The organism is Gallibacterium anatis DSM 16844 = F 149, assembly GCF_000379785.1.
GTDB lineage: Bacteria > Pseudomonadota > Gammaproteobacteria > Enterobacterales > Pasteurellaceae > Gallibacterium > Gallibacterium anatis.
The window spans coordinates 13,160-34,800 of sequence record NZ_KB903715.1; the positions used below are offsets into that span (position 1 = coordinate 13,160).

Annotated in this window: 21 protein-coding genes and 1 tRNA gene; 8 read left to right on the forward strand and 14 right to left on the reverse strand. The window is 40.7% G+C overall.

Going from position 1 to position 21,641, the window contains the following annotated elements; genetic code table 11:
- The first annotated feature begins 74 nt into the window (after positions 1-74).
- The 3 genes from putA (at position 75) to A3EO_RS0108525 (ending at position 5,293) form a co-directional block, all read left to right on the forward strand.
- Positions 75-3,515 (forward strand): bifunctional proline dehydrogenase/L-glutamate gamma-semialdehyde dehydrogenase PutA, encoded by a 3,441-nt coding sequence (putA, locus tag A3EO_RS0108515; protein WP_018346814.1) that lies wholly within the window; start codon positions 75-77, stop codon positions 3,513-3,515.
- A gap of 23 nt (positions 3,516-3,538) precedes the next feature.
- On the forward strand, positions 3,539-5,044 hold the full coding sequence (gene putP, locus A3EO_RS0108520; protein ID WP_018346815.1) for a sodium/proline symporter PutP: 1,506 nt from the start codon (positions 3,539-3,541) through the stop codon (positions 5,042-5,044).
- A gap of 159 nt (positions 5,045-5,203) precedes the next feature.
- Positions 5,204-5,293: transfer RNA gene (locus A3EO_RS0108525), tRNA-Ser, on the forward strand.
- Positions 5,294-5,485: 192 nt separating this feature from the next.
- Here A3EO_RS0108525 and glpK read toward each other — a convergent pair.
- The 6 genes from glpK to A3EO_RS0108555 form a co-directional block, all read right to left on the reverse strand.
- The gene (gene glpK / locus A3EO_RS0108530; RefSeq protein ID WP_018346816.1) at positions 5,486-7,000 is read right to left on the reverse strand and encodes a glycerol kinase GlpK; all 1,515 of its coding nucleotides are present in this window, start codon (positions 6,998-7,000) and stop codon (positions 5,486-5,488) included.
- Between the two features lie 23 nt (positions 7,001-7,023).
- Positions 7,024-7,830 carry an MIP/aquaporin family protein gene (locus tag A3EO_RS0108535; protein ID WP_013745548.1) on the reverse strand — a complete coding sequence of 269 codons (807 nt, stop codon included), beginning with the start codon at positions 7,828-7,830 and terminating at the stop codon, positions 7,024-7,026.
- Between the two features lie 302 nt (positions 7,831-8,132).
- Positions 8,133-8,453 (reverse strand): stress response translation initiation inhibitor YciH, encoded by a 321-nt coding sequence (gene yciH / locus A3EO_RS0108540; protein WP_018346817.1) that lies wholly within the window; start codon positions 8,451-8,453, stop codon positions 8,133-8,135.
- A 3-nt stretch (positions 8,454-8,456) separates the two neighbouring features.
- Positions 8,457-9,152, reverse strand: coding sequence for an orotidine-5'-phosphate decarboxylase (gene pyrF, locus A3EO_RS0108545; RefSeq protein ID WP_018346818.1), 696 nt, complete (start codon positions 9,150-9,152; stop codon positions 8,457-8,459).
- 23 nt (positions 9,153-9,175) lie between these two features.
- Positions 9,176-10,348 carry a lipopolysaccharide assembly protein LapB gene (lapB, locus tag A3EO_RS0108550; RefSeq protein WP_018346819.1) on the reverse strand — a complete coding sequence of 391 codons (1,173 nt, stop codon included), beginning with the start codon at positions 10,346-10,348 and terminating at the stop codon, positions 9,176-9,178.
- Positions 10,348-10,644, reverse strand: coding sequence for a LapA family protein (locus A3EO_RS0108555; RefSeq protein WP_013745544.1), 297 nt, complete (start codon positions 10,642-10,644; stop codon positions 10,348-10,350). Before A3EO_RS0108555 ends, lapB begins: the two co-directional genes overlap by 1 nt.
- 459 nt (positions 10,645-11,103) lie before the next feature.
- On the opposite strand from A3EO_RS0108555, the gene A3EO_RS0108560 reads away from it, so the two are divergent.
- The 3 genes from A3EO_RS0108560 to A3EO_RS0108570 are packed head-to-tail and all read left to right on the forward strand — an operon-like array spanning position 11,104 to position 12,597.
- Complete coding sequence (locus A3EO_RS0108560; protein WP_013745543.1) at positions 11,104-11,289, forward strand: antitoxin VbhA family protein; 186 nt, start codon at positions 11,104-11,106, stop codon at positions 11,287-11,289.
- 1 nt (position 11,290) lies between these two features.
- Complete coding sequence (locus tag A3EO_RS0108565) at positions 11,291-12,376, forward strand: Fic family protein (RefSeq protein WP_018346820.1); 1,086 nt, start codon at positions 11,291-11,293, stop codon at positions 12,374-12,376.
- Complete coding sequence (locus A3EO_RS0108570; RefSeq protein WP_018346821.1) at positions 12,325-12,597, forward strand: hypothetical protein; 273 nt, start codon at positions 12,325-12,327, stop codon at positions 12,595-12,597. The genes A3EO_RS0108565 and A3EO_RS0108570 overlap by 52 nt, the downstream gene beginning before the upstream one ends.
- 347 nt (positions 12,598-12,944) lie before the next feature.
- On the opposite strand, the gene yczE is transcribed toward A3EO_RS0108570, so the two are convergent.
- The 5 genes from yczE to A3EO_RS0108595 all read right to left on the reverse strand — a co-directional run bounded on the left by yczE (position 12,945) and on the right by A3EO_RS0108595 (position 17,910).
- Positions 12,945-13,592, reverse strand: coding sequence for a membrane protein YczE (gene yczE / locus A3EO_RS0108575; RefSeq protein WP_018346822.1), 648 nt, complete (start codon positions 13,590-13,592; stop codon positions 12,945-12,947).
- Between the two features lie 92 nt (positions 13,593-13,684).
- Complete coding sequence (locus A3EO_RS0108580) at positions 13,685-13,996, reverse strand: integration host factor subunit beta (protein WP_158305803.1); 312 nt, start codon at positions 13,994-13,996, stop codon at positions 13,685-13,687.
- A gap of 55 nt (positions 13,997-14,051) precedes the next feature.
- Positions 14,052-15,701, reverse strand: coding sequence for a 30S ribosomal protein S1 (gene rpsA, locus A3EO_RS0108585; protein WP_018346823.1), 1,650 nt, complete (start codon positions 15,699-15,701; stop codon positions 14,052-14,054).
- A gap of 101 nt (positions 15,702-15,802) precedes the next feature.
- Positions 15,803-16,486 (reverse strand): (d)CMP kinase, encoded by a 684-nt coding sequence (gene cmk, locus A3EO_RS0108590; protein ID WP_407919719.1) that lies wholly within the window; start codon positions 16,484-16,486, stop codon positions 15,803-15,805.
- Positions 16,487-16,581: 95 nt separating this feature from the next.
- Positions 16,582-17,910, reverse strand: coding sequence for a cation:proton antiporter (locus A3EO_RS0108595; protein ID WP_018346825.1), 1,329 nt, complete (start codon positions 17,908-17,910; stop codon positions 16,582-16,584).
- Positions 17,911-18,015: 105 nt separating this feature from the next.
- Between A3EO_RS0108595 and A3EO_RS0108600 the strand changes: the two genes are divergently transcribed.
- Positions 18,016-18,891 carry an endonuclease/exonuclease/phosphatase family protein gene (locus A3EO_RS0108600; RefSeq protein ID WP_018346826.1) on the forward strand — a complete coding sequence of 292 codons (876 nt, stop codon included), beginning with the start codon at positions 18,016-18,018 and terminating at the stop codon, positions 18,889-18,891.
- On the opposite strand, the gene A3EO_RS0108605 is transcribed toward A3EO_RS0108600, so the two are convergent.
- The 3 genes from A3EO_RS0108605 to A3EO_RS0108615 are packed head-to-tail and all read right to left on the reverse strand — an operon-like array spanning position 18,888 to position 21,058.
- The gene (locus A3EO_RS0108605) at positions 18,888-19,568 is read right to left on the reverse strand and encodes a M15 family metallopeptidase (protein ID WP_026211073.1); all 681 of its coding nucleotides are present in this window, start codon (positions 19,566-19,568) and stop codon (positions 18,888-18,890) included. The genes A3EO_RS0108600 and A3EO_RS0108605 overlap by 4 nt on opposite strands.
- A gap of 6 nt (positions 19,569-19,574) precedes the next feature.
- Positions 19,575-20,708, reverse strand: a complete 1,134-nt coding sequence (gene dapE / locus A3EO_RS0108610) for a succinyl-diaminopimelate desuccinylase (RefSeq protein ID WP_018346827.1) — start codon at positions 20,706-20,708, stop codon at positions 19,575-19,577.
- Entirely contained in the window at positions 20,705-21,058 is a 354-nt protein-coding gene (locus A3EO_RS0108615; protein WP_018346828.1) for an ArsC family reductase, read from the reverse strand. The genes dapE and A3EO_RS0108615 overlap by 4 nt, the downstream gene beginning before the upstream one ends.
- A 106-nt stretch (positions 21,059-21,164) precedes the next feature.
- Here A3EO_RS0108615 and A3EO_RS0108620 point away from each other — a divergent pair, with 106 nt between their 5' ends.
- Entirely contained in the window at positions 21,165-21,563 is a 399-nt protein-coding gene (locus A3EO_RS0108620) for an NUDIX hydrolase (RefSeq protein ID WP_018346829.1), read from the forward strand.
- The last annotated feature ends 78 nt before the right edge of the window (positions 21,564-21,641 follow it).

Consider the following 21,641-nt stretch of genomic DNA (forward strand, 5'->3'; position numbering starts at 1 on the left):
ATGCACTTTATTATTTGTGGTGATTACTTTAAATTCGTAACAGTTAATTAACAATATGTGTTTGCGGAGCAAAAATGAATTACCAATATGCCAATGATCTCAGCCAAAAATCAAAATTACGTCAATTAATCAGTCAACATTACGCCTGTCCGGAACAGGAAGCGGTACAACGCTTGCTCGCCACATTATCTTTTGATGAACAACAACAACATCGTATCGATAATGTTGCGCGCGAACTGATTACGAAAGTGCGTGCCAAAAAACAGAAACATTACGGCGTTGATGCCTTGATGCACGAATTTTCTTTAGGCTGTGACGAGGGCATTGCCTTGATGTGTTTGGCGGAGGCGTTGTTGCGTATTCCGGATGCGGAAACGAGATATGCATTGATTAACGATAAATTACAGCTTGGTAATTGGCGTTCTCATATTAAAAAATCGGGGTCATTATTTACCAATGCTGCCAGTTACGGTCTGCTTTTAGGCAGTAAAATCAGCGCTTCCTTGAGTGAAGAAGCGCTCTCTTCGGCATTAATGAAAAGTTTTTCTCGTTTATCTGCGCCGCTAATGAAATTAGCGATTGAAAAAGCGATGGGCATTTTGGGCAATCAATTTGTTACCGGCGAAACAATGGAAGAGGCATTAAAAAACATTATACCTCGAGAAAAAATAGGCTACCGTTTCTCTTTTGATATGTTGGGCGAAGCGGCAATGACAATGGCGGATGCCGACCGATATATGCAAGATTATGTGGAGGCGATTGATGCGGTCGGTCGTCAATCGGCAGGTCGCTCATTGTATGATTCCAATGGTGTGTCGGTGAAACTGTCCGCTATTCATCCACGTTATTTCCGTTCGCAACAACAGCGGGTAATGGATGAACTTTATCCTCGATTGAAAAAACTGTTTTTATTGGCAAAACAGTACAATATCGGTTTGAATATTGATGCGGAAGAGGCTTCTCGACTTGAACTTTCTTTAGATTTATTAGAAAAACTGTTGCAAGATCCTGACTTGGCCGGCTTTGATGGTATTGGCTTTGTGGTTCAGGCTTATTCAAAACGTTGTCCGTTTGTGTTGGATTACATTATTGAAATGAATCGCCGTTATCAACGAAAAATGATGGTGCGTTTGGTAAAAGGCGCATATTGGGACAGTGAAATTAAATGGGCACAGACGGAAGGCGTTTCCGGTTTTCCGTTGTACACCAGAAAAGTGCATAGTGATATTTCTTATATCAGCTGTGCCAAAAAATTACTGGCAGCGCAGGATGTGATTTATCCACAATTTGCAACCCATAATGTGCAGACGCTCGCAACCATTTACGAATTGGGTCAGGATAAAGAATTTGAATTTCAATGTTTGCACGGAATGGGCGAAACGCTGTATGACAATGTTGTCGGGCCGCAACAATTCAATCGTCGTGTGCGCGTGTATGCGCCGGTGGGAACGCATCAAACATTGTTGGCTTATTTAGTGCGCCGTTTGTTGGAGAACGGTGCCAACTCTTCTTTTGTTCACCAATTAATTGACGACAATATTTCTGTTGAAGAGTTAATTGAAGCACCGTGGGAAAAAGTGAAGAAATTTAATGGTTTGCCGAATAAAGCAATTAAATTGCCGGCGGAATTATTCCCACAACGCCAAAATTCTCAAGGCTTCAACTTAAATGATGAAATGGATTTGGCTCGCTTGGAACAGGCATTAAATAAAGCGGAGTATGGCGACGTTCACTCGCTTTGTGCAACCGATGCGGATATTTCACACAGTTATAAAGCCATTAATCCGGCGCAGTCGGCGGATAGATTGGCAACAATCGATTTTATGTCTACTTCGTCAGCCGCTGAGGTTTTTTGTGCGGCACAACAAAGTAAATGGGCGGAAAAATCGGTACAGGAACGAGCCGAAATTTTAGAAAAAGCAGCCGATCTTTATCAGCAGAATTTCGGTTTATTGATTAAATTAGCGATTGAAGAAGCAGGGAAAACCTTACCGAATGCGATTGCAGAGCTGAGAGAGGCAGTCGATTTTTTACGTTACTATGCAGAACAAATTAAATCATTATCCGCAAAAGAGATGTTGGCACCGCCATTGGGTACTATTTTGTGTATTTCGCCTTGGAATTTCCCATTGGCAATTTTCACCGGACAGCTGGCAGCAGCATTGGCGGCAGGAAATAGCGTAGTGGCGAAGCCGGCGGAACAAACTTCAATGATTGCTTATTATGCAGTGAGATTGTTGCATCAAGCGGGCGTTCCTCGTGATGCATTGCAATTAACATTGGGCAATGGCGAGTTAGGTGCAGCATTGGTTGCGCAGCCGTTTAACGGGGTAATGTTCACCGGCTCAACAGAAGTGGCACATTTAATTAATAAGCAGTTGATTACTCGTGAAAATCAGCCGGTATTTATCGCAGAAACTGGTGGTTTAAACACAATGGTGGTCGATTCTTCGGCATTATTGGAACAGGTTATTACTGATGTATTGGCTTCTGCGTTTGATTCAGCCGGTCAACGCTGTTCCGCATTACGTATTTTGTTGGTACAAGAGGATATTGCCGATCGTCTATATCAAATGCTTACCGAAGCCATGCAGGAGCTGGTCATCGGTAATCCAAAATATCTCAATACGGATATTGGGCCGGTAATTGATCAGGAAGCACAACAAAAATTACTTGATTATCAAGCAAGTGTGCGTAAAATCGCACGTCGCCATTTTGAATTGTTTGCACCGGCATCCGGCTATTTTGTGGCGCCGTCAATTTATGAGATTGGTTCATTACAGCAGATTACACACGAAGTTTTTGGGCCGATTTTGCATTTTGTACGTTATAAACCGCAAGATCTTGCTGCTTTGTTACAACAGATTAATGCAAAAGGTTATGCGCTGACCGGTGGTTGCCATAGCCGAATTCAGCAAGCGATTAAAATGGTCGAAGACAATCTACAATGCGGTAATTTCTATATCAATCGAAATATTGTCGGTGCGGTGGTCGGGGTGCAACCGTTTGGCGGGCACGGTTTATCCGGAACAGGACCGAAAGCGGGCGGTGAATTATATGTTCAACGTTTGACGCGAACAACGCAATATTATTCTTCTTTAGCGGAAGTGCCGAAAACCGTACCGAGCATTACCGGAGAATTGAATACCATTGATTATAAAACAACATCAGTGTTGTTGTTGGGCGATGATGCCGCACGTTTGATGTCAGCATATCAGTATCTGCAACGTTCCGGATTTAAGGTGGTCGTGGAAGAGGATAATCTACTGTTAACACATCAATTACCGGATTTAACTGCGCGTAAAGCGAACGAATATTATCAAAAAGGCGTGTTTGTCTCGCCAATCAGTCAGGAGAAACGAATGGCATTAGCACAACAAAATCCATTTATTTTCTGCCTATATGATTGGACACAGCATCAAGATATTACGTTGTTATATCACGAATTTTCACGTAGTGAGAATATTGCGGCCGCAGGCGGAAATGCGACACTGATGGCTATTGAAGAACAATAACCACCATTTTATAGGGGAAAAGTATGCAGAATTATCAAATCTACACAGCTTTTGGTTTATATCTGTTTGTGATTTTAGGTATTGGCGTTTACGCTTATTACTCAACAAAAAACTTTAATGATTATATTTTGGGCGGACGTAAAATGGGGAGCTTTGTGACGGCGATGTCTGCCGGTGCCTCCGATATGTCCGGTTGGCTGTTGCTTGGACTACCCGGTGCGATTTTCATTACCGGCTTGTCGGAAGCGTGGATCGCAGTCGGGTTAACGGTAGGGGCTTATTTTAATTACCGTATTGTTGCCGGACGTTTGCGTATTTTCACTGAGCATTATGGCAATGCGTTAACCTTGCCGGAATTTTTTGCTGCGCGTTTTCCTTATCGTGCTAAATCATTAAAAATTATCTCTTCCTCAGTGATCCTCTTTTTCTTTACCATTTATTGCGCTTCAGGCGTGGTGGCTGGTGCAAAACTGTTCCAAAGTCTGCTTGGTATTGATTATGGTACCGCATTAATTTTTGGTGCGGTTGCGACCATTGCTTATACCTTTATCGGCGGTTATTTAGCCATCTCCTGGAGTGATACCATTCAAGCCTCTTTGATGATTTTCGCATTATTGTTGGCACCGGTGATTGTGCTGTTGAACATCAGCTGGGATGAAATTTCTACTGCGTTGGCTTTAAAGTCGGAACAGACCGGCATTCCTTATTCAAACTGGCTGTATAACGTTTCCGGCATTGGCGTGATTTCCGCGCTTTCTTGGGGCTTAGGTTATTTCGGTCAGCCACATATTTTGGCGCGTTTTATGGCGGCAAGCTCTGTTCAGGCGTTAGAAAAAGCCAGAGTAATAGGCATTACTTGGATGTTACTCTGTTTGGGCGGTGCTTGTGCAGTGGGCTATTTCGGTTTGGCTTATTTTGAAGTGAAAGGTGTAATGTTGGATTCTGCGGAGTCTGTTTTCATTGAAGTTTCCAAAGCCATTTTTAATCCGTGGATTGTCGGCATTGTCTTATCCGCCATTTTAGCCGCAATTATGAGTACCTTGTCCGCACAATTTTTAATGTGTTCGGCGGCACTTACTGAAGATTTCTATCACGGTTTTTTACGCAAAAATGCTTCCAGTAAAGAGCTGGTTTGGGTTGGGCGTATTATGGTGTTAATTATTGCCGTGATTGCAATTGCGATTGCTCAAGATCCGAATTCACGTGTGATGGGATTGGTTTCCTATGCGTGGGCAGGATTTGGGGCTTCATTCGGGCCATTGGTGATAATGTCTTTATTTAACCGTAATATCACTTCCAATGCGGCATTATGGGGAATGATTGCCGGCGCAGTAACGGTGGTGGCGTGGAAACCATTAATGCAAACTTTAAATTGGACGGATATTGCCAATCTTTATGAAATTATTCCGGGCTTTTTAGCCTGCTCAGTTGTTACCGTTACTTCATCATTATTTTCTCCGGTGGCGAAAGATGTTGCGGAACGGTTTGATGTTGCGGTTGATCATTTCAATTCGCAAAAGAGTTTGTAATCATTCGATTTTTTGCTAGTAAAGATAAGTAGAGCATTTGGGCTGAGTAAAATCAGCCCCTTTTTTAAGCAGTTGTCGTCATTTTTGCCGAAAATGCTTGACGATTTGCCGGAAAGTGAATATATTGCGCACCTAATTTCTGAATGAAATCCTCAAAACGGTGAGATGTCCGAGTGGTTGAAGGAGCACGCCTGGAAAGTGTGTATAGGGGAAACTCTATCGAGGGTTCGAATCCCTCTCTCACCGCCATTTATTTCCTTAAAAAATTTTCTTATATAACCCTTTTTCTCTTATTTCCATTAAGTTTTTATTAAACATTTTGGAATATCCGGAATAGTTGAAACGCTACGGTATTGAAAAATCTTTTTGCAAGAAAAAAGAAAACCTGCAATTTAAAGCTATTGCAGGTTTTGATTACAATTAAGAAACGGTTAATTTAAGCTATTCTTCATCATCCTCTTTTGCCCATTCTAAGGCACGTTTAACGGCTTTTTTCCAACCTTTATAACGGCGTTGTTGTTTTGCTTCGTTTTGATCCGGCAAGAATGTTCTTTCGATAGAAGCTTTGTCGCGCAACTCCTCGAGATCTTTCCAGAATCCGGTCGCCAAGCCGGCAAGATAAGCGGCACCGAGCGCGGTGACTTCTTTGACAGTCGGGCGTTCCACTTGAGTGTTAAGAATATCGGCTTGGAACTGCATTAAGAAATTATTCGCGGTGGCACCGCCATCAACACGCAATGATTGCAATTTTTCACCTGAGTCGGACAACATCGCTTCCAAAACATCCTTAGTTTGGTATGCGATAGATTCAAGCGTTGCTCTGACAATATGATTGCGGTTAGCCCCACGAGAAAGTCCAACGATAGCACCACGTGCATATGGATCCCAATAAGGTGCACCTAAACCGGTAAATGCCGGAACAACATAGACGCCGTTACAATCCGGCACTTTTTGAGCGAAATATTCGGTATCGGCACTGTCGTGTACAATTTTTAATTCATCGCGCAACCATTGGATTGACGCACCGGCAATAAAGACAGAACCCTCTAAAGCGTAAGCAGGTTCACCTTTGGCGTTACAACAGATAGTGGTTAATAGCCCATTTTGTGAGGTAATAGCTTTATCACCGGTATTCATCAACATAAAGCAACCTGTGCCGTAAGTGTTTTTTGCCTGACCGGCGTTAACGCAAAGATGCCCGTAAAGCGCAGCTTGTTGGTCACCGGCAATACCGGCGATTGGAATACGCACGCCACCTTTACCACCGATATTGGTTTGACCATAAATTTCGGAAGAATTTTTCACTTCCGGCAACATACTACGAGGAATATCCAAAATTTCTAACATCTTGTCATCCCACTGTTTGCTATGAATATTAAACATCATTGTACGAGAGGCATTAGTGTAATCGGTAACGTGCACACGGCCTTGAGTAAGTTTCCAAATCAACCAAGTATCAACCGTACCGAATAACAATTCACCTTTTTCTGCCTGTTCTCTCGCGCCTTCAACGTTATCTAAAATCCATTTCACTTTTGTTCCGGAGAAATAGGGGTCGACCACTAAACCGGTAGTATTACGGATATAATCGGTATAACCTTTCGCTTTTAATTGATCGCAAAATTCGGCGGTACGACGGCATTGCCACACAATCGCATTGTAAACCGGTTTGCCAGTATTTTTATTCCAAACGATCGTTGTTTCACGTTGATTGGTAATTCCGATAGCGGCGATCTGATCGGAAGTAATACCGGTTTTCGCCACCACTTCATTTAAGGTCGAACTTTGCGTAGCCCAAATTTCCATCGGATCGTGTTCAACCCATCCTGTTTTTGGATAAATTTGTGTAAATTCGCGTTGTGCAATGCCGACAATATTGGCATCGTGGTCAAGCAAAACTGCACGAGAGCTGGTTGTACCCTGGTCTAAAGCAATAATATATTTTTTATCTGTCATAATAAGTTACCTTTTCAAGAAATTTAGTTGTCAATTTTACAGCTATTGCACGGAAGATTTCTGCCAATAAAGCGACGATAACCCCACGCACCGAATAATCCGCCAAGAATCGGCGCAATGATTGGCACTAATGCATATGGAATAACGTGTCCGCCGGTCATTGCGATTTCGCCCCAACCGGAAAGTGCAGCGAATAATTTAGGTCCGAAGTCACGTGCCGGATTCATCGCAAAGCCGGTTAATGGACCCATTGCACCGCCTAATACTGCAATCAGAATACCGATAAGTAAAGGTGCTAAAGCACCACGAGGCACGCCGTTACCATCATCGGTTAAAGCCAAAATAACACCGACTAAAGTGGCAGTAAGAATAAATTCAACGGCACCGGCAGTGAGTAAATCAATGTGTGGATTGGAATAGGTGGAGAAAATGCCGGCGGTAAATAGGCTTTCGGCAGAACCTCTTACAATATGTTGAGTTGTTTCGTAATCAATAATGACACCTCGATAGAGAAAATAAACAACGGCTGCCCCGAAGAAACCGCCTAACATTTGAGCGATAATGAAAGGCACGACTTTTTTACCATCGAAGCAAGCGAATTTCCAAAGTGCGATTGTTACTGCCGGATTAAGGTGAGCACCGGAAACGCCGGCGGTAAGATAAACCGCTAATGCAACGCCCATTCCCCAAACGATACTGATTTCCCATAGACCGAATGAAGCACCGGCAACACGGGCGGCAGCCACGCAACCGCAACCAAAAAAGATCAATAATGCCGTACCGAGGAATTCGGCAATACATTGTCCTTTTAATGAATGATCGAGTGCCATAAAGACTCCTTATTTATAAAATGAAAGTAGAAAAGAAAGTATAAATAATGTTCTTAATCGAACTTATGATTTGTATTTAAAAGAAAAAATGAGCGTTTATAAAGTGTAAATTTTCTAAAATGAGAACTATGTCAAAATTTTTATGGCAAATTTATTCAAAAATGAGTGATATGTCGCAAAATAAGATGTCGTTGAAGTGACTAATGCGGAAAATTTTTCTAAAAAGAGAAATTTTTTGCGTAAAAGAAAAAACTCTCGTATGTAAATTGTTGAATACGAGAGTTTTAATGACTGTTTAATGCTTAACCACCTGCCAGCTTAACGTTAAAGCCTTTCTCTTCCAGCAGCTGTTTTAACAGATCACGATTTTCTCCTTGAATTTCAATGGTACCGTTTTTAACTGAGCCGCCACAGCCACAACGCTTTTTCAGTAATGAAGCAAGATCAGAAAGGGCTTTGTCGTCTAAGGGCAAACCGCTGATAACGCAAACACCTTTGCCTTTGCGCCCTGATGTTTGACGCTGAATACGAACAATGCCATCACCTTGTGGCCGTTGTGGAGCCTGTTTTTGCGGCTTAATGCGTCCACTTTCAGTTGAGTAAACAAGTTGACTGTCAGACATTGATTATCCTTGAATCGATGCGTTGATCTGTTTTAATACGGCAACCGGATCAGCAGCTTGCGTAATCGGACGACCGATAACTAAATAGTCGGAGCCGGCATTGATCGCTTCTCTTGGTGTCATTACGCGGCGTTGATCGCCTAATTGGCTGCCTTCAGGACGAATGCCCGGAGTGACTAATTTAAATTCATTTCCGCAACGCTGACGTAGGATTTCCACTTCTTGTGGCGAGCAGACTACACCATCCAAGCCGGCACGTTGGCTTAAACGTGCTAAACGAATAACGTGTTCTTCCGGAGAAGTATTAACGCCGATTTGTAAGAGATCCGCCTCTTCCATACTGGTTAGCACGGTGATAGCAATTAAAATCGGTGCATCTTTGCCGTAAGGTTCGAGAATTTTTTTCGCTGCTTCCATCATTCTTAAACCGCCACTGGCGTGCATATCGACCATCCAAACACCTAAATCGGCAGCGGAACGTACCGCACGGGCAACAGTATTCGGAATATCGTGGAATTTAAGATCTAAGAACACATCAAAGCTACGTCTTTGTAACTCTTTGACAAATTCTGTACCCAGTGTAGTAAACATCTCTTTACCCACTTTGAGGCGGCATAGACTAGGATCAATTTGATCAACCAGCTGCATTGCTTCTTTTTTCGTTTCATAGTCTAAGGCGACAATAACTTTGTTTTCCATGATGTTCCCTCTTTGTTTGCAAATTAATTTTCTACTGGTGTAACTGTTTCCCAACGTCGGCAGGACGGACATTGCCAAATCAGTTTATGGCTCTGAAAACCACAATGATTACAACGATATTCAAAGCTTTTTTTCAAACGTTCATCAACGATATTGTAGAGCAGTTTTAGGCTCTCTTTACCGTTTCCCTCATCAAGTTCATCAATTTGATATTGAATGAAACGATGAAATATTCGCATTGTCGGACGTTTCTCAAGCCGACGATAGAGATGATTTTTTGCAACTTCAGCACCCGATTTTTGTTCAATATAATCTGTTAAGGCGATGACAACGGCACTATTGACTTTTTGCTGTTGCCATTTGATCAGAAACAGCTCCAAATCGTGGCTATTCGGCAAATGTTGATAATATTCGATAAGTGGTGGTAAGGCTTCACTGATGTAGGCAAGATTTTGCTCGGTAATTTGTTGTAATGTCTTGATGGCTTTGGGGTAATTGCCTTGTTTTGCATATTGTTCGGCAAGAATAAGCGTTGCTCTAACGCAAGTTGGTGAAACGATTAAAGCTTTTGTAAGAGCATCTATAATCTGTTGTTGCTGATTGGATTCTAAGGCAAATTCGCAATAGTAGTGTGACAATGCGATATTTTCGGTTTGTTGTGTCAATTTACGATAACGCTCGCCCACTTCAATCGCTTTATCCCACTCTTTAGTGCGTTGATAAATATTTGCCAGTTCGTGCAAGGCATTTTCCGCATAATCCGGCTCTTCACTTAATTTTTGGTAGAGTTTTTCGGCACGATCCAAGAAGCCGACAAACATAAAATCTTTGGCTAATTGCTGGCGGGTGAGCAATTTTTGTTCATAACTGTAATTCGGATTGTTGTCGATATTTTGGTGGATACGCAACGCACGATCCACCTCACCGCGAGAACGGAATAAATTACCTAAAGTCAATTCCGCCTCAAATTGGGAGTCGTTGTCAATAGCGTTTTCCGACTCCTGTTTTTCCAGCATTTTTAAGAAAAGATCAACCGCTTTTTCTTGTTGGTTAGATAAAAGAAAATTTACCCCGGTCATATAATCACGGGATAATTTATTGCTGATCTCCTCCTGATCTTTTTTAGCGCTACGATGTCCCATATACCAGCCATAGGCAGCGGCGATAGGTAACAGCAAAAAAAGCAGTTCCAGCATTATGCGTTTTTATCTCTTGCGGTCATTAATTCATTGATTTGTTGTAACTGCTTTTTAGTTTGGCGTGTTAACGCCATATTTTTTACTTTGAGTTTGATGTAAAAAATTCCGGTGACCAACCAGCCGAGCAAAAAGCCGAAACCGAATAAAAGTGCAACTAGGCTAGAGAGTTGTATATCGCTTTTTGCGACAATATAGTTTACGGAAATAACTTGATCGTTATTGGCACCGACAGTAATGCCGACGATGATTAATGCAATAACAATAACTAAAGTTAGAATGTATTTTAATTTCACATTGCCCCCTAGTAGAAAATGAAATGATGTCCATTATGCCAAAAATAGAGCGACTATAATAGCAAAATTCTGAATCGAAAAGGAAAAATGACGGAGGTTATGAGGGATTTATGATGCCAATCCTGTGTTGTTTACAACCTTTCATCAGATTACATAGGATTTATAGTTATAGCGCCAATATTCTCTTCTCAAATATCTACAGTTTTTGCTGAATTCTAAAAAAATGATCTTGCCATAGCCGTATGGTGTGCTTTTAGTCATAAAAAGGGTGTTTCTCCACCTGTGAAGTGCGAACTATAAAAGTGGTGCTTCGCTGTCATTAAATGCGGAATTTAAAAGAAATATATAAAAGAGATCCTAAGCTTTCTTTTGTTGTATATAAAGGGATAAAAATGAAAGATAGAAAGTTAAATCTGTATTATAATCAGTAGTAATTAAGAAAACTATTAAGGAGAAAAAATGATTTCTAAAGAAGAAATGGAGAAAAGACGTGAAGCCGTAGAATATGCCAAAGCTAGTGTTGGTTTAGAGGGAATTACCTTATCTCAAGGATTGCTAGAGATTGCTGATGAATATATTCAAGGTTTATTGACCAGAGAAGAATTTACCAGAGAATATATTAAGGCAGTAAAAGCTGGTGTTTGATATGGCAAAAAGTTATTCCGAAGAAGAAATAAAGGATAAGTTATCATTTATCCGTTTAACTGAATTAAGGGAAACCCCAATCAAAGGAAACTTTGATCTTGAACATCTTAAGAAAATAAATGCTTATATCTTTCAGGATAGCCCAGAGGTTGCCGGAAAATTTAGACCAGAAGTAAAAGTTTATAGTGATGAAGTATGGCATAAAAATCGTAATTATCCTAAATTTGGTGTGATTACAGTGTGTTATAGTTCAATGGATAGGAAGAGTATTGAAGAGGCTGAAAATGTTTTAAGCTCTATAAATATTGAGCGTATGAAAGAGCTAAATCAAAGTGATTTTGCTAAAGAATTAGCTGATATATATAAAAAACTCGATTACTTTCACCCATTCCCTGATGGAAATAGTCGAACACTTAGAGAGTTTACCCGTACATTATCTGAAGAAGTTGGATTAAAGCTAGATTGGAGTAAACATAATCGGCAAGAAATTTATTTAGCTAGAGATTTTGAAGTTAATACAATAGCCTTATCAAAAGTATCTGATCAAAACCAAAAGTTTTTCATTGAAGATGAAATTGAAGCTATTTTAAAGCATCCGAAATATAAGCCATTAGAAGATATTATCAATGACTCTTTAAGCCCATTAGAATTAAGTCAACAGAAAAATTATTGTGTTGATTTCTCGTTTAATAAAGAAATTTCTGATCACTCAGGAAAAAATACCTATAATGTACTGGTGAATAGTGTTCCGGCTCAACAAGCAATTAAAAATGATCCTAACGTGGTTAACGTACTTAAGGGATTAGCCAATCATTCCGATATTAAAGCTAAAGAAATTACTTTAGAGCAGCTGCAAAGCGGATTTATCCAACCTAAAAAGCTCGATAATGAAATTAAAGTCACTAGACCGGATAATAGAACACTTGATGCTAACGGTCATAAAATCGAGGCTCAAAAGCAAAAATTGTCTTCTTTGAATTATGATAATGTAAGAGCAATAGAATCATCATTTAACCTAAAAAATAGGATAATATTATGTCTTATGAAAAAACGAAAAATGAAATTTTTGGAAGTTTATTATTTTTAACTGATATTGTACATAACGAACAGATTTTAATTGATTTGTTGCATCAGGCAGGTTATAAAAATGTGACTAAAAATAAAATCAGAAGATGGAGGCGAAAAGATGGGGGAAGTTCTGTTCCCGATTTTGTTTTAGAAGTACTATTGACATTTTTGTTTGATTTAAAAAAGAAAAACAGAGAGAAATTTTCCGTAGTAGATATGTCAGAAAAAAGCCTAGACTAGGCATTTTTGTCTTTAATTTCTATCAATTTCACCTTTCTTTTTAGTTGGTGTGGAATTTTGCTAATTTGTCTTTGTATGATTTAAAAGTGTTCAGCGGAGCAAAAATTCACCATTTGAGGGGGCAAATCGTGCAATCTTCACATCAATGATACCGATGCTTCCGTTTTTGCACATTGGAATGTCGTGTTCAAATTTGGTTTGAATACCGACAAAAGAGCATCCGCACTTTGGTTTATCGTCACATTTTTAATTTCGTCCAAGTTCAGTCAATTTGTGGTAACCAATGCGGTTTTTTATTCTAATTTGAAACCTTGAATGCACTGTTTTGATAAATATAATTGTATCTTTTATCGGCTATTAAATTTTTTGATAATCAATCCGAGCGTGGTTTGTAATACCCACCCGATAGATAAGGCAAAAACTAATGTGCCTAGACCGACAACACCTCCCAATAGCCAGCCGACAAAACAGACACTACCTTCGATTAAGGTTCTGATCGTCCCGATTTTGAAACCTGTCGTTTGATAAAGACCGACCATTAAACCGTCACGAGGGCCTGCGCCCATATGGCAGGTAAGATAGAATGCGGAGGTGATGCCGCCGATAATCACACCGATGAGCATAAACATAAGCTGACCGATAAAGGTTTGCGGAGCCGGAATAAAAGTAACGGTCAAGCCAAGAGAAAGTGCGATCAAGCTGATATTCAGCACTGTGCCTAAGCCCGGTTTTTGTCGAAAAGGTATCCAAGTCAACATTACGATCACACTGATAATAAAACTAATAATGCCGATATTGGTTTCTGTTTTAAGGGAAAGACCTTGTGCTAATACTGTCCAAGGTGTGGAGCCGAGTTGAGATAGAACTAAAAAACCATCGCCAACACCGAAAGTGAGGAGCGAAATAACCAATACCGCAAAGGCGGAAGGCGTAGGTTTCCAGAGTGAATGTGACGACCAAGGCGGTCTGGGTAAACTATGTTTAGGTCGGCTCATAAAATGGTGAAATGATAATAGGAGAAAAGCAACGTTGCTAATAAAACAGGAATGGATTAGCAACGTTAAACTGGTTTGATCATATTATTCAACTAAATGTTATCAACACGTTCACGAAGTTCTTTTCCGGCTTTGAAATGCGGAACGGATTTCGCTTCAAGACTGACTTGTGTACCGGTTTTAGGGTTACGACCTGTACGAGGTTGACGATAGCGTAATGCAAAACTACCGAAACGGCGGATTTCAATACGATCACCCTTTTCTAAGGTAAGAGAGAGATGTTCAATAATTTCTTTAACAGAAAATTCAATATGTTTAATCGACATAGTAGGATGACGATTTATCAACTTTTCAATCAATTCTGATTTTGTCATATGAGTATCCTTCTGTTTTAGGTAGAAAATCCGATATGCCGAAACATATCGGATTTATTGCAATTAAGCAAAGTGATAAGGGAGATTATTCACCTTTTGCTGCTTTGAATGCTTCAGCCATTGCGTTAGGAATAACAACTTCTTCTTGTTTGTTATTTACGCTTGCTAATGCTGCAGCTTCTTCAGCTTCATCTTTTGCACGGATTGATAAGTGAACGATACGTGCTTTACGATCTACACCGGTGTATTTCGCTTCAACAACGTCACCAACATTCACTTCGCCGTTAAGATCAGCGGTACGGATATAACCTTCAACACCGTTATCCAACTCAACTTTGGCACCTTTCGCGTCAACATCAACAACTTTAGCACTTACTACGCTGCCTTTTTTGTTGATAGAAACGAAATTATTGAACGGATCTTCTTCAAGTTGTTTGATACCTAAAGAAATACGTTCTTTCGCTGCATCGACTTGTAATACGATAGCTTCAACTTCATCACCTTTCTTGTAGTTACGAACAGCTTCTTCGCCAGGAACATTCCAAGAAATATCTGATAAGTGAACTAAACCATCGATACCGCCTTCTAAACCGATAAAGATACCGAAGTCAGTGATTGATTTGATTTTACCTGATACTTTGTCACCTTTGTTGTGAGTATCAGCAAATTGTTGCCATGGATTTGGTTTGCATTGTTTCAAACCTAAAGAAATACGACGACGTTCTTCATCGATTTCCAATACCATCACTTCAACTTCATCACCTACGCTGACAACTTTAGATGGGTGGATATTTTTGTTGGTCCAATCCATTTCAGAAACGTGAACAAGACCTTCGATACCGTCTAAAATTTCAACGAAGCAACCGTAGTCGGTTAAGTTGGTTACTTTACCTGTTAATTTGCTGTTTACAGGATAATTTTCAGCGATAGCCGCCCAAGGATCTTGACCTAATTGTTTTAAGCCTAATGAAACACGAGTGCGATCACGGTCAAATTTCAATACTTTAACAGTCACTTCATCACCGACATTTACGATTTCGCCCGGATGTTTAACACGTTTCCAAGCCATATCAGTGATGTGTAATAAACCATCAACACCACCTAAATCAACGAATGCACCGTAGTCAGTTAAGTTCTTAACGATACCTTTAACTTCAGCGCCTTCTTGTAAGGTTTCAAGTAATTGATCACGTTCTTGGCTGTTTTCAGATTCGATAACGGCACGACGAGAAACAACAACATTGTTACGTTTTTGGTCTAATTTGATAACTTTAAATTCTAATTCTTTACCTTCTAAGTGAAGAGTATCGCGTACAGGGCGAGTATCCACTAATGAACCAGGTAAGAATGCACGAACACCATTCAACTCAACAGTGAAACCACCTTTCACTTTACCGTTGATTAAACCAACAACAGTTTCTTGATCTTCGTATGCTTTTTCTAAGGCAATCCAAGATTCGTGACGAACTGCTTTTTCACGAGAAAGTTTAGTTTCACCGAAACCATCTTCAACAGCGTCTAACGCAACTTGAATTTGATCACCAACTTGAACAGTGATTTCACCTTGTGCATTTTGGAATTCTTCAGCAGGGATTGCCGCTTCAGATTTCAAACCTGCATCAACGAAAACGAAACCTTTGTTGATCGCAACAACAGTACCAGTAACGATTGAACCTTGACGAGTTTCAAGTTCTTTTAGTGATTCTTCAAATAGTTGAGCAAAAGATTCTGACATATAAATTAATCTTCAATAAGTTAATAACGACCGCTTAAATTCCTTATTAAACGGGGCTGATAATAAACGCCTATTCTTCCTTGAATAAACACAAAATGATTCTATCCCAAATGAGGGCAACGCTGACGAATATGTTGCAATGCCAACGTGAAAACTTCATTAATAGAAAGGGAAGATGAATCTAACAGAATTGCATCATCGGCGGGTTTTAACGGAGCAACCGCACGATTTCTATCTCGGTAATCGCGTTCCTGAATTTCGGATAAAATCTGGGCAAAATTACCATTAATTCCCTTTTCCTGCAACTGTTTTAAACGTCTTTTTGCACGTTCTTGTGCTGAAGCGTCTAAAAAAAACTTAATTTGCGCTTGCGGAAAAACAACTGTCCCCATATCGCGACCATCCGCCACTAAGCCGGGAGCTTGAGCAAAATCCCGCTGTTTTTGCAATAAAGCAGCACGCACTAAAGGATATACGGCTGTTCTGGAAGCATAATCTGCAACCTGTTGTGTGCGAATAGCATCACTCACATCTTCTTGATTTAGAAAAGTTTTTACACCGTTTTCATCACTTGAAAAAGTAATTTCTATGCTTTTGGCAAAAGCACTTAACGCCTGTTCATCGGAGAAATCAATATGCTGTTTTGCTGCCGCTAAACCGAAAACACGATAAATTGCACCGGAGTCCAATAAATGAAAACCGAAATGTTGGGTCAATGCTTGACATAAAGTACCTTTACCAACGCCGCTCGGGCCGTCAACAGTAATAATTGTAGTCGTCATAATTGTCTTCTGTTTCTTGATAAAAAGATGCCGCACATAATGTGCGGCGAAATTGCGGTGAATTATACTCGTAATTCTGACTGGCGCAAAGTTGAAACTTACTCTTGTACGGAAGAGTGATGTTCAAAATGTGAGCTTGGAGTGAGGTATTCCTCGCGGTTCGGATCAACCAATTTTGATTTTTTAATCATTTTTTCAATGGTTACACCTTGCACCAAAATTGAGAATACCACAACGGCATAAGTCATAATCAGGATAATATCTTTTACATCTGTGCCATTAACAAATACTGCTTTCGCCGGAATGGAAAGCGCCATTGCCAAAGCCAAACCGCCACGTAGTCCACCCCACGTCATAATTTTTAAAGTATAAGGATTATAGGTGCGGAAGAAACGTAACATTGAGTACGGCAACCATAAACTGATATAACGTGCAGCTAAACAGACCGGAATTGCCAACAACATCATCAAAAAGCCTTGGAAAGTAAAATCGATCAACAATAGTGCGAAACCGATCAGGAAGAATAGCAGTGAGTTGAGGAAGTGGTCGATCATTTCCCAAAAGTGGTCAAGATAGCGTTGGCTCTGTTCGGAGAAGCCACGATGACGTGTCCAGTTGCCGACCATAATACCGGAAACCACCATTGCCAATGCACCGGAAACTTCCAATAAATTTGCCAACATAAAGCCGGCAGTTGGAATGGTTAACGTTAATAGGATTTCCAAGCTACCGTCATCAGTGGCTGAAATTAATAGGTGAGCGACCAAACCAAGCACAAAACCGAAGATAATGCCGCCGATGGCTTCGTGTAGGAACAGGTGTAAAATTTCGCTGGCGGACATCTGTTCACCGCTGAAAGCAACGGTAAAAATAGTAACGAAAATCACCAAACCGACACCATCATTAAACAGTGATTCGCCTTCAACCTGCATTGATAGACGTTTCGGTGCACGTAGATTTTTAATAATTGCCAATACGGCGATCGGGTCGGTAGGGGAGATTAAAGCGCCGAACAGCAAGCAGTAAATAAAATCGATCGGTAAGCCGATAAGATTAGCGATTAAGTAGATCAATGCACCGACAATAAACGTGGATGCCAGTGTTGAAAATAGTGCGAAGATCGTAATTTCCCATTTTTGATCACGCAATACCGGAATTTTTATGCCTAATGCGCCGGCAAACAGTAAGAAACCTAAAATTCCGTTAAGTAGAAAGCTTTTAAAGTCAATTTCCTGCATTACTTCAGTGGCAATGCTGTCAATTTGGAACCAACCAAGATAACCTAAGGTCAAAAGCAGCAATGAACCGATCATCGCAGCGGCGGTAATTGCAATAGTAGATTGAACTTTATCGCTGATTTTACTGGTAACAAAACCGAGTAAAATAGAAATTGCGGATAAAAAACAGATATATGTGTAAATGCCCATATAATAAGCCTTGTTGAAAAGTCATTAACGCGCGCTATTAAATCAATTAGTGAGCGATATGTAAAGTGTGCAATCGGGGTATATTGTAAAAAGTGAGCAATATTTATGAAAAAATTAATTAAATTAAGTGGCGTTTTTTTGCTGATGTTGATATTGGCGGTTATCGTATTTTTATATCAATCATTAACCCTTTATCAGCCGCCGTTGACACAGTTTATTTCAATGAATGAAAAGCAGAGTTTTGAGCCCTTTGTTGAAATAGACAGCAAATTAAGTTGTTATCGTCCAATGTTGGATGCAGAAGCAATTTCAACTACCCAACCATTGAAATTGTTGGTGTGGAATGTGCATAAAGGCGAAGATCAGGGATGGCAGTCATTATTGCTAAATTATGAAGAAAAAACAGATTTTATGTTATTGCAAGAGGCGACTTCTTTGCAGAAATTGCCGCAATTATTGCAACATATGCCGAATCAGCTGTTTGCCAGTGGCTTTGCTTATCGCGATATGCAATCCGGCGTGGCGACACTTTCACCGTTTTCGCCACAATATTATTGTAGTGCGGCGGTCGATGAGCCTTGGTTAGCTATTCCTAAAACCAGTGTATCTTCAGTATATCCGTTGGATAACGGCAAATTTTTATTAATGATTAATGTGCATATGGTCAATTTTGAGTGGGGAACGAGCGCATATCGCCAGCAGTTGGAACAAATTATGCAACAGCTACAACAGCGCGTTGATGCGGTGATTATCGCCGGTGATTTTAATGCGTGGAATCAGGAACGGGCGGCGATATTACAACAGAAAATGGCACAATTCGGTTTACACGAGATCTCCTTTTCGCCGGATAATCGTTTACGTTTCAATGATTTCCCGTTGGATCATATTTTTGTCAAAGGATTGAAAGCTGTTTCTGCGACCACGAAAAAAACAAAAGCGTCCGACCACAATCCAATGTGGGTCGAACTGACTTTTGATTAAAGAATAAATTGATCGAAAATCTCTTGGAGATGTTTAGTGAGGATCTTTTTGCCGGCGATGGTTTCATCCTTCCACGCCTCTAACAGCACATCAAGGGTGAGTAACGGCTGTAACTTTTCGGCAATCGGGCGATAGCTGATATGCCAAGGCTCAACCCCGACTTTTTTATCTTGCGGTAATTCGAGAAAAGGAAGATAAAAATCAAAGTCGCTCAGATGTTGTTGTAGAAATTCAACCAACGGCGCAAAGTAGCCGTTTTGTTGATACTCTTGAGGCTCTAATTGCAGCGATTGCCCTTTAGGCAAGAGATCCGGATCAAAAACATCAATTTCTGTGCCCCAATGATGGCGACTGGCACCGGGCAACGCTGACCAACGCAGAATGGCTAAACATTTTTGCCATTCATTAAGCAATGAAAGATTAATGTTTTCGCCCTGATCATTGTGTACTTTCCTGATGCCGTTGAATTTATTATCCCAAATCCATTTTTGGCGAGTGAAGTCGCGGAAAGAGCTTGCCGGCTGTAAATTAAAACCGGCTTTTTTCGCAGCTTGTTGCAATCCTTGAAAGGCTTTTACAACCGGCGGCTGTAAAAAATGCGCTGTGGAATAGGGTAAAGGTAATAACGCCAAATGTTGGCGAGATTTTCCGGTTAAGCAATCAAGTGCAAGCGGCAACATAATTTACGCTCCTAATAATGTGTTTAATATTTCTAAATGAGTAACCGCCAATTTTGCTAAATCTTCGCAGCTTACACATTCATCAATACGGTGTATGGTTTTATTTAAAGGTCCAAGCTCAACCACTTCGGCACCCATTAAAGCGATAAAGCGACCATCGGAAGTACCGCCGCTGGTTTCCAATGTCGGCGTAATTGCCGCCACTTTTTGCAATGCGTGTACCACCGCATCGACCAATTTACCTTTAGCGGTTAAAAACGGCTGTCCTGATAGCCACCATTCAATCCGGTAATCCAGCTGGTGCTGTTTGAGGAGATTTTCAACACGTTGTTTAATCTTTTCATCACTGGTTTCGGTGTTAAAACGCAAGTTGAATTGCAGATAAAGTTCACCCGGAATAACATTGTTCGAGCCGGTGCCGGCGTGAATATTGGCAATTTGCAGACTAGTCGGTGGAAAGAAGTCATTGCCGTTATCCCATTTGATCTTCACCAGATCTTGAATAAAGCCGGCGGCTTTATGAATCGGATTATCGGCAAGATGAGGATAAGCAACGTGCCCTTGCACACCTTGAATATAAAGATTGCCGGTAATGGAGCCGCGGCGACCGTTTTTGACAATATCGCCCAATTTTGCCGTGCTGGACGGCTCACCGACCAAACAGTAATCGACTTGCTCACCGCGAGCCATTAAGGCTTGCACCACTTTGATCGTGCCGTCTTTCGCTGCCGCTTCTTCATCGGAAGTAATTAAAAAAGCGATGCGTCCTTTATGCTGAGGATGTTGCGATACAAACTGTTCCGCTGCCACCACCATTGATGCCAACGAACCTTTCATATCTGCGGCACCACGACCATAAAGCAAATCATCGACAATTTCCGCTGAAAAAGGCGGGTATTGCCACTGTTTTTCATCACCGGTCGGGACAACATCGGTATGTCCGGCAAAAACGATAGTCGGTGCGGAATCACCGTGAGTCGCCCATAAATTTAAGGTGTTACCGAACGGCATCCATTCAATGTTAAAGCCTAATTTGCTTAAACGATCGGCGATGACTTGCTGACAACCTTCATCTTTCGGACTGATAGAGGGACGACGAATTAAATCTTGTGCGAGTGTAATGACTTGCTGTTTCATTCCGCCACTCCAAAAGCCTGCGCATACTGTTTAGCATTAAAGCCGATAAGCTGCACGTTATCGCCCAACACGATCGGGCGTTTGATAAGCGTTGGCTGTTCAAGCAATAAAGAAAGTGCATTATCCTGATTAAGTTGATCTTTAACGGCTTGATCCAAATTACGCCACGTGGTGCTGCGTTTATTAATTAACGCTTCCCAACCGAACAATGCTTCAACCTGTTGTAAAAAAGCGGCATCAATGCCTTGCTGACGATAATCGTGCAGCGTTGCTTCAAGTTGATGTTGTGCCAACCAGGCAAGTGTCTTCTTGACGGTATCACAATTTTTTATTCCATAAACAGTCAACATAATGATCCTATTAAATAAAAAGGTTACGATTGTTAGAAAACTCACTATACTAGCAAACGATAGGGATGCAAGAAAAGACGCAAATAAAATTGGAGGAATAGCAAATATGCAACATATCGATAAATTAGCTTGGATTTTAATTAAAGATCGTCAACTATTAATGACACGTTCATACGGAAAAGATCAATATTATTTGCCGGGCGGCAAACGTGAAGCCGGAGAGAGCGATCAACAGGCGTTAATTCGTGAAATTAAGGAAGAGTTAAATGTTGATTTGATACCGAACAGCTTGCAGCCGGTGGAAACATTCCAAGCTCAAGCACACGGCAAAGCGGAAGGCGTAATGGTGATTATGCGTTGTTATCAGGCTCAATATCAAGGTGAATTGAGTGCCAGTGCGGAAATTGAAGAAATCCGCTGGATTAGCGGCAAAGATCGCGCTATTTGCTCACAAGCCGGCTGTTTGGTGTTGGATTATTTATTGGAAAAAGGATTGATTGACTAAAAGAAAACGCTTTAAAGTGAGTTGAATCTTGAAGGAAAAGGTCGCACGATGGCGACCTTAATTATTTGAAAAATATGA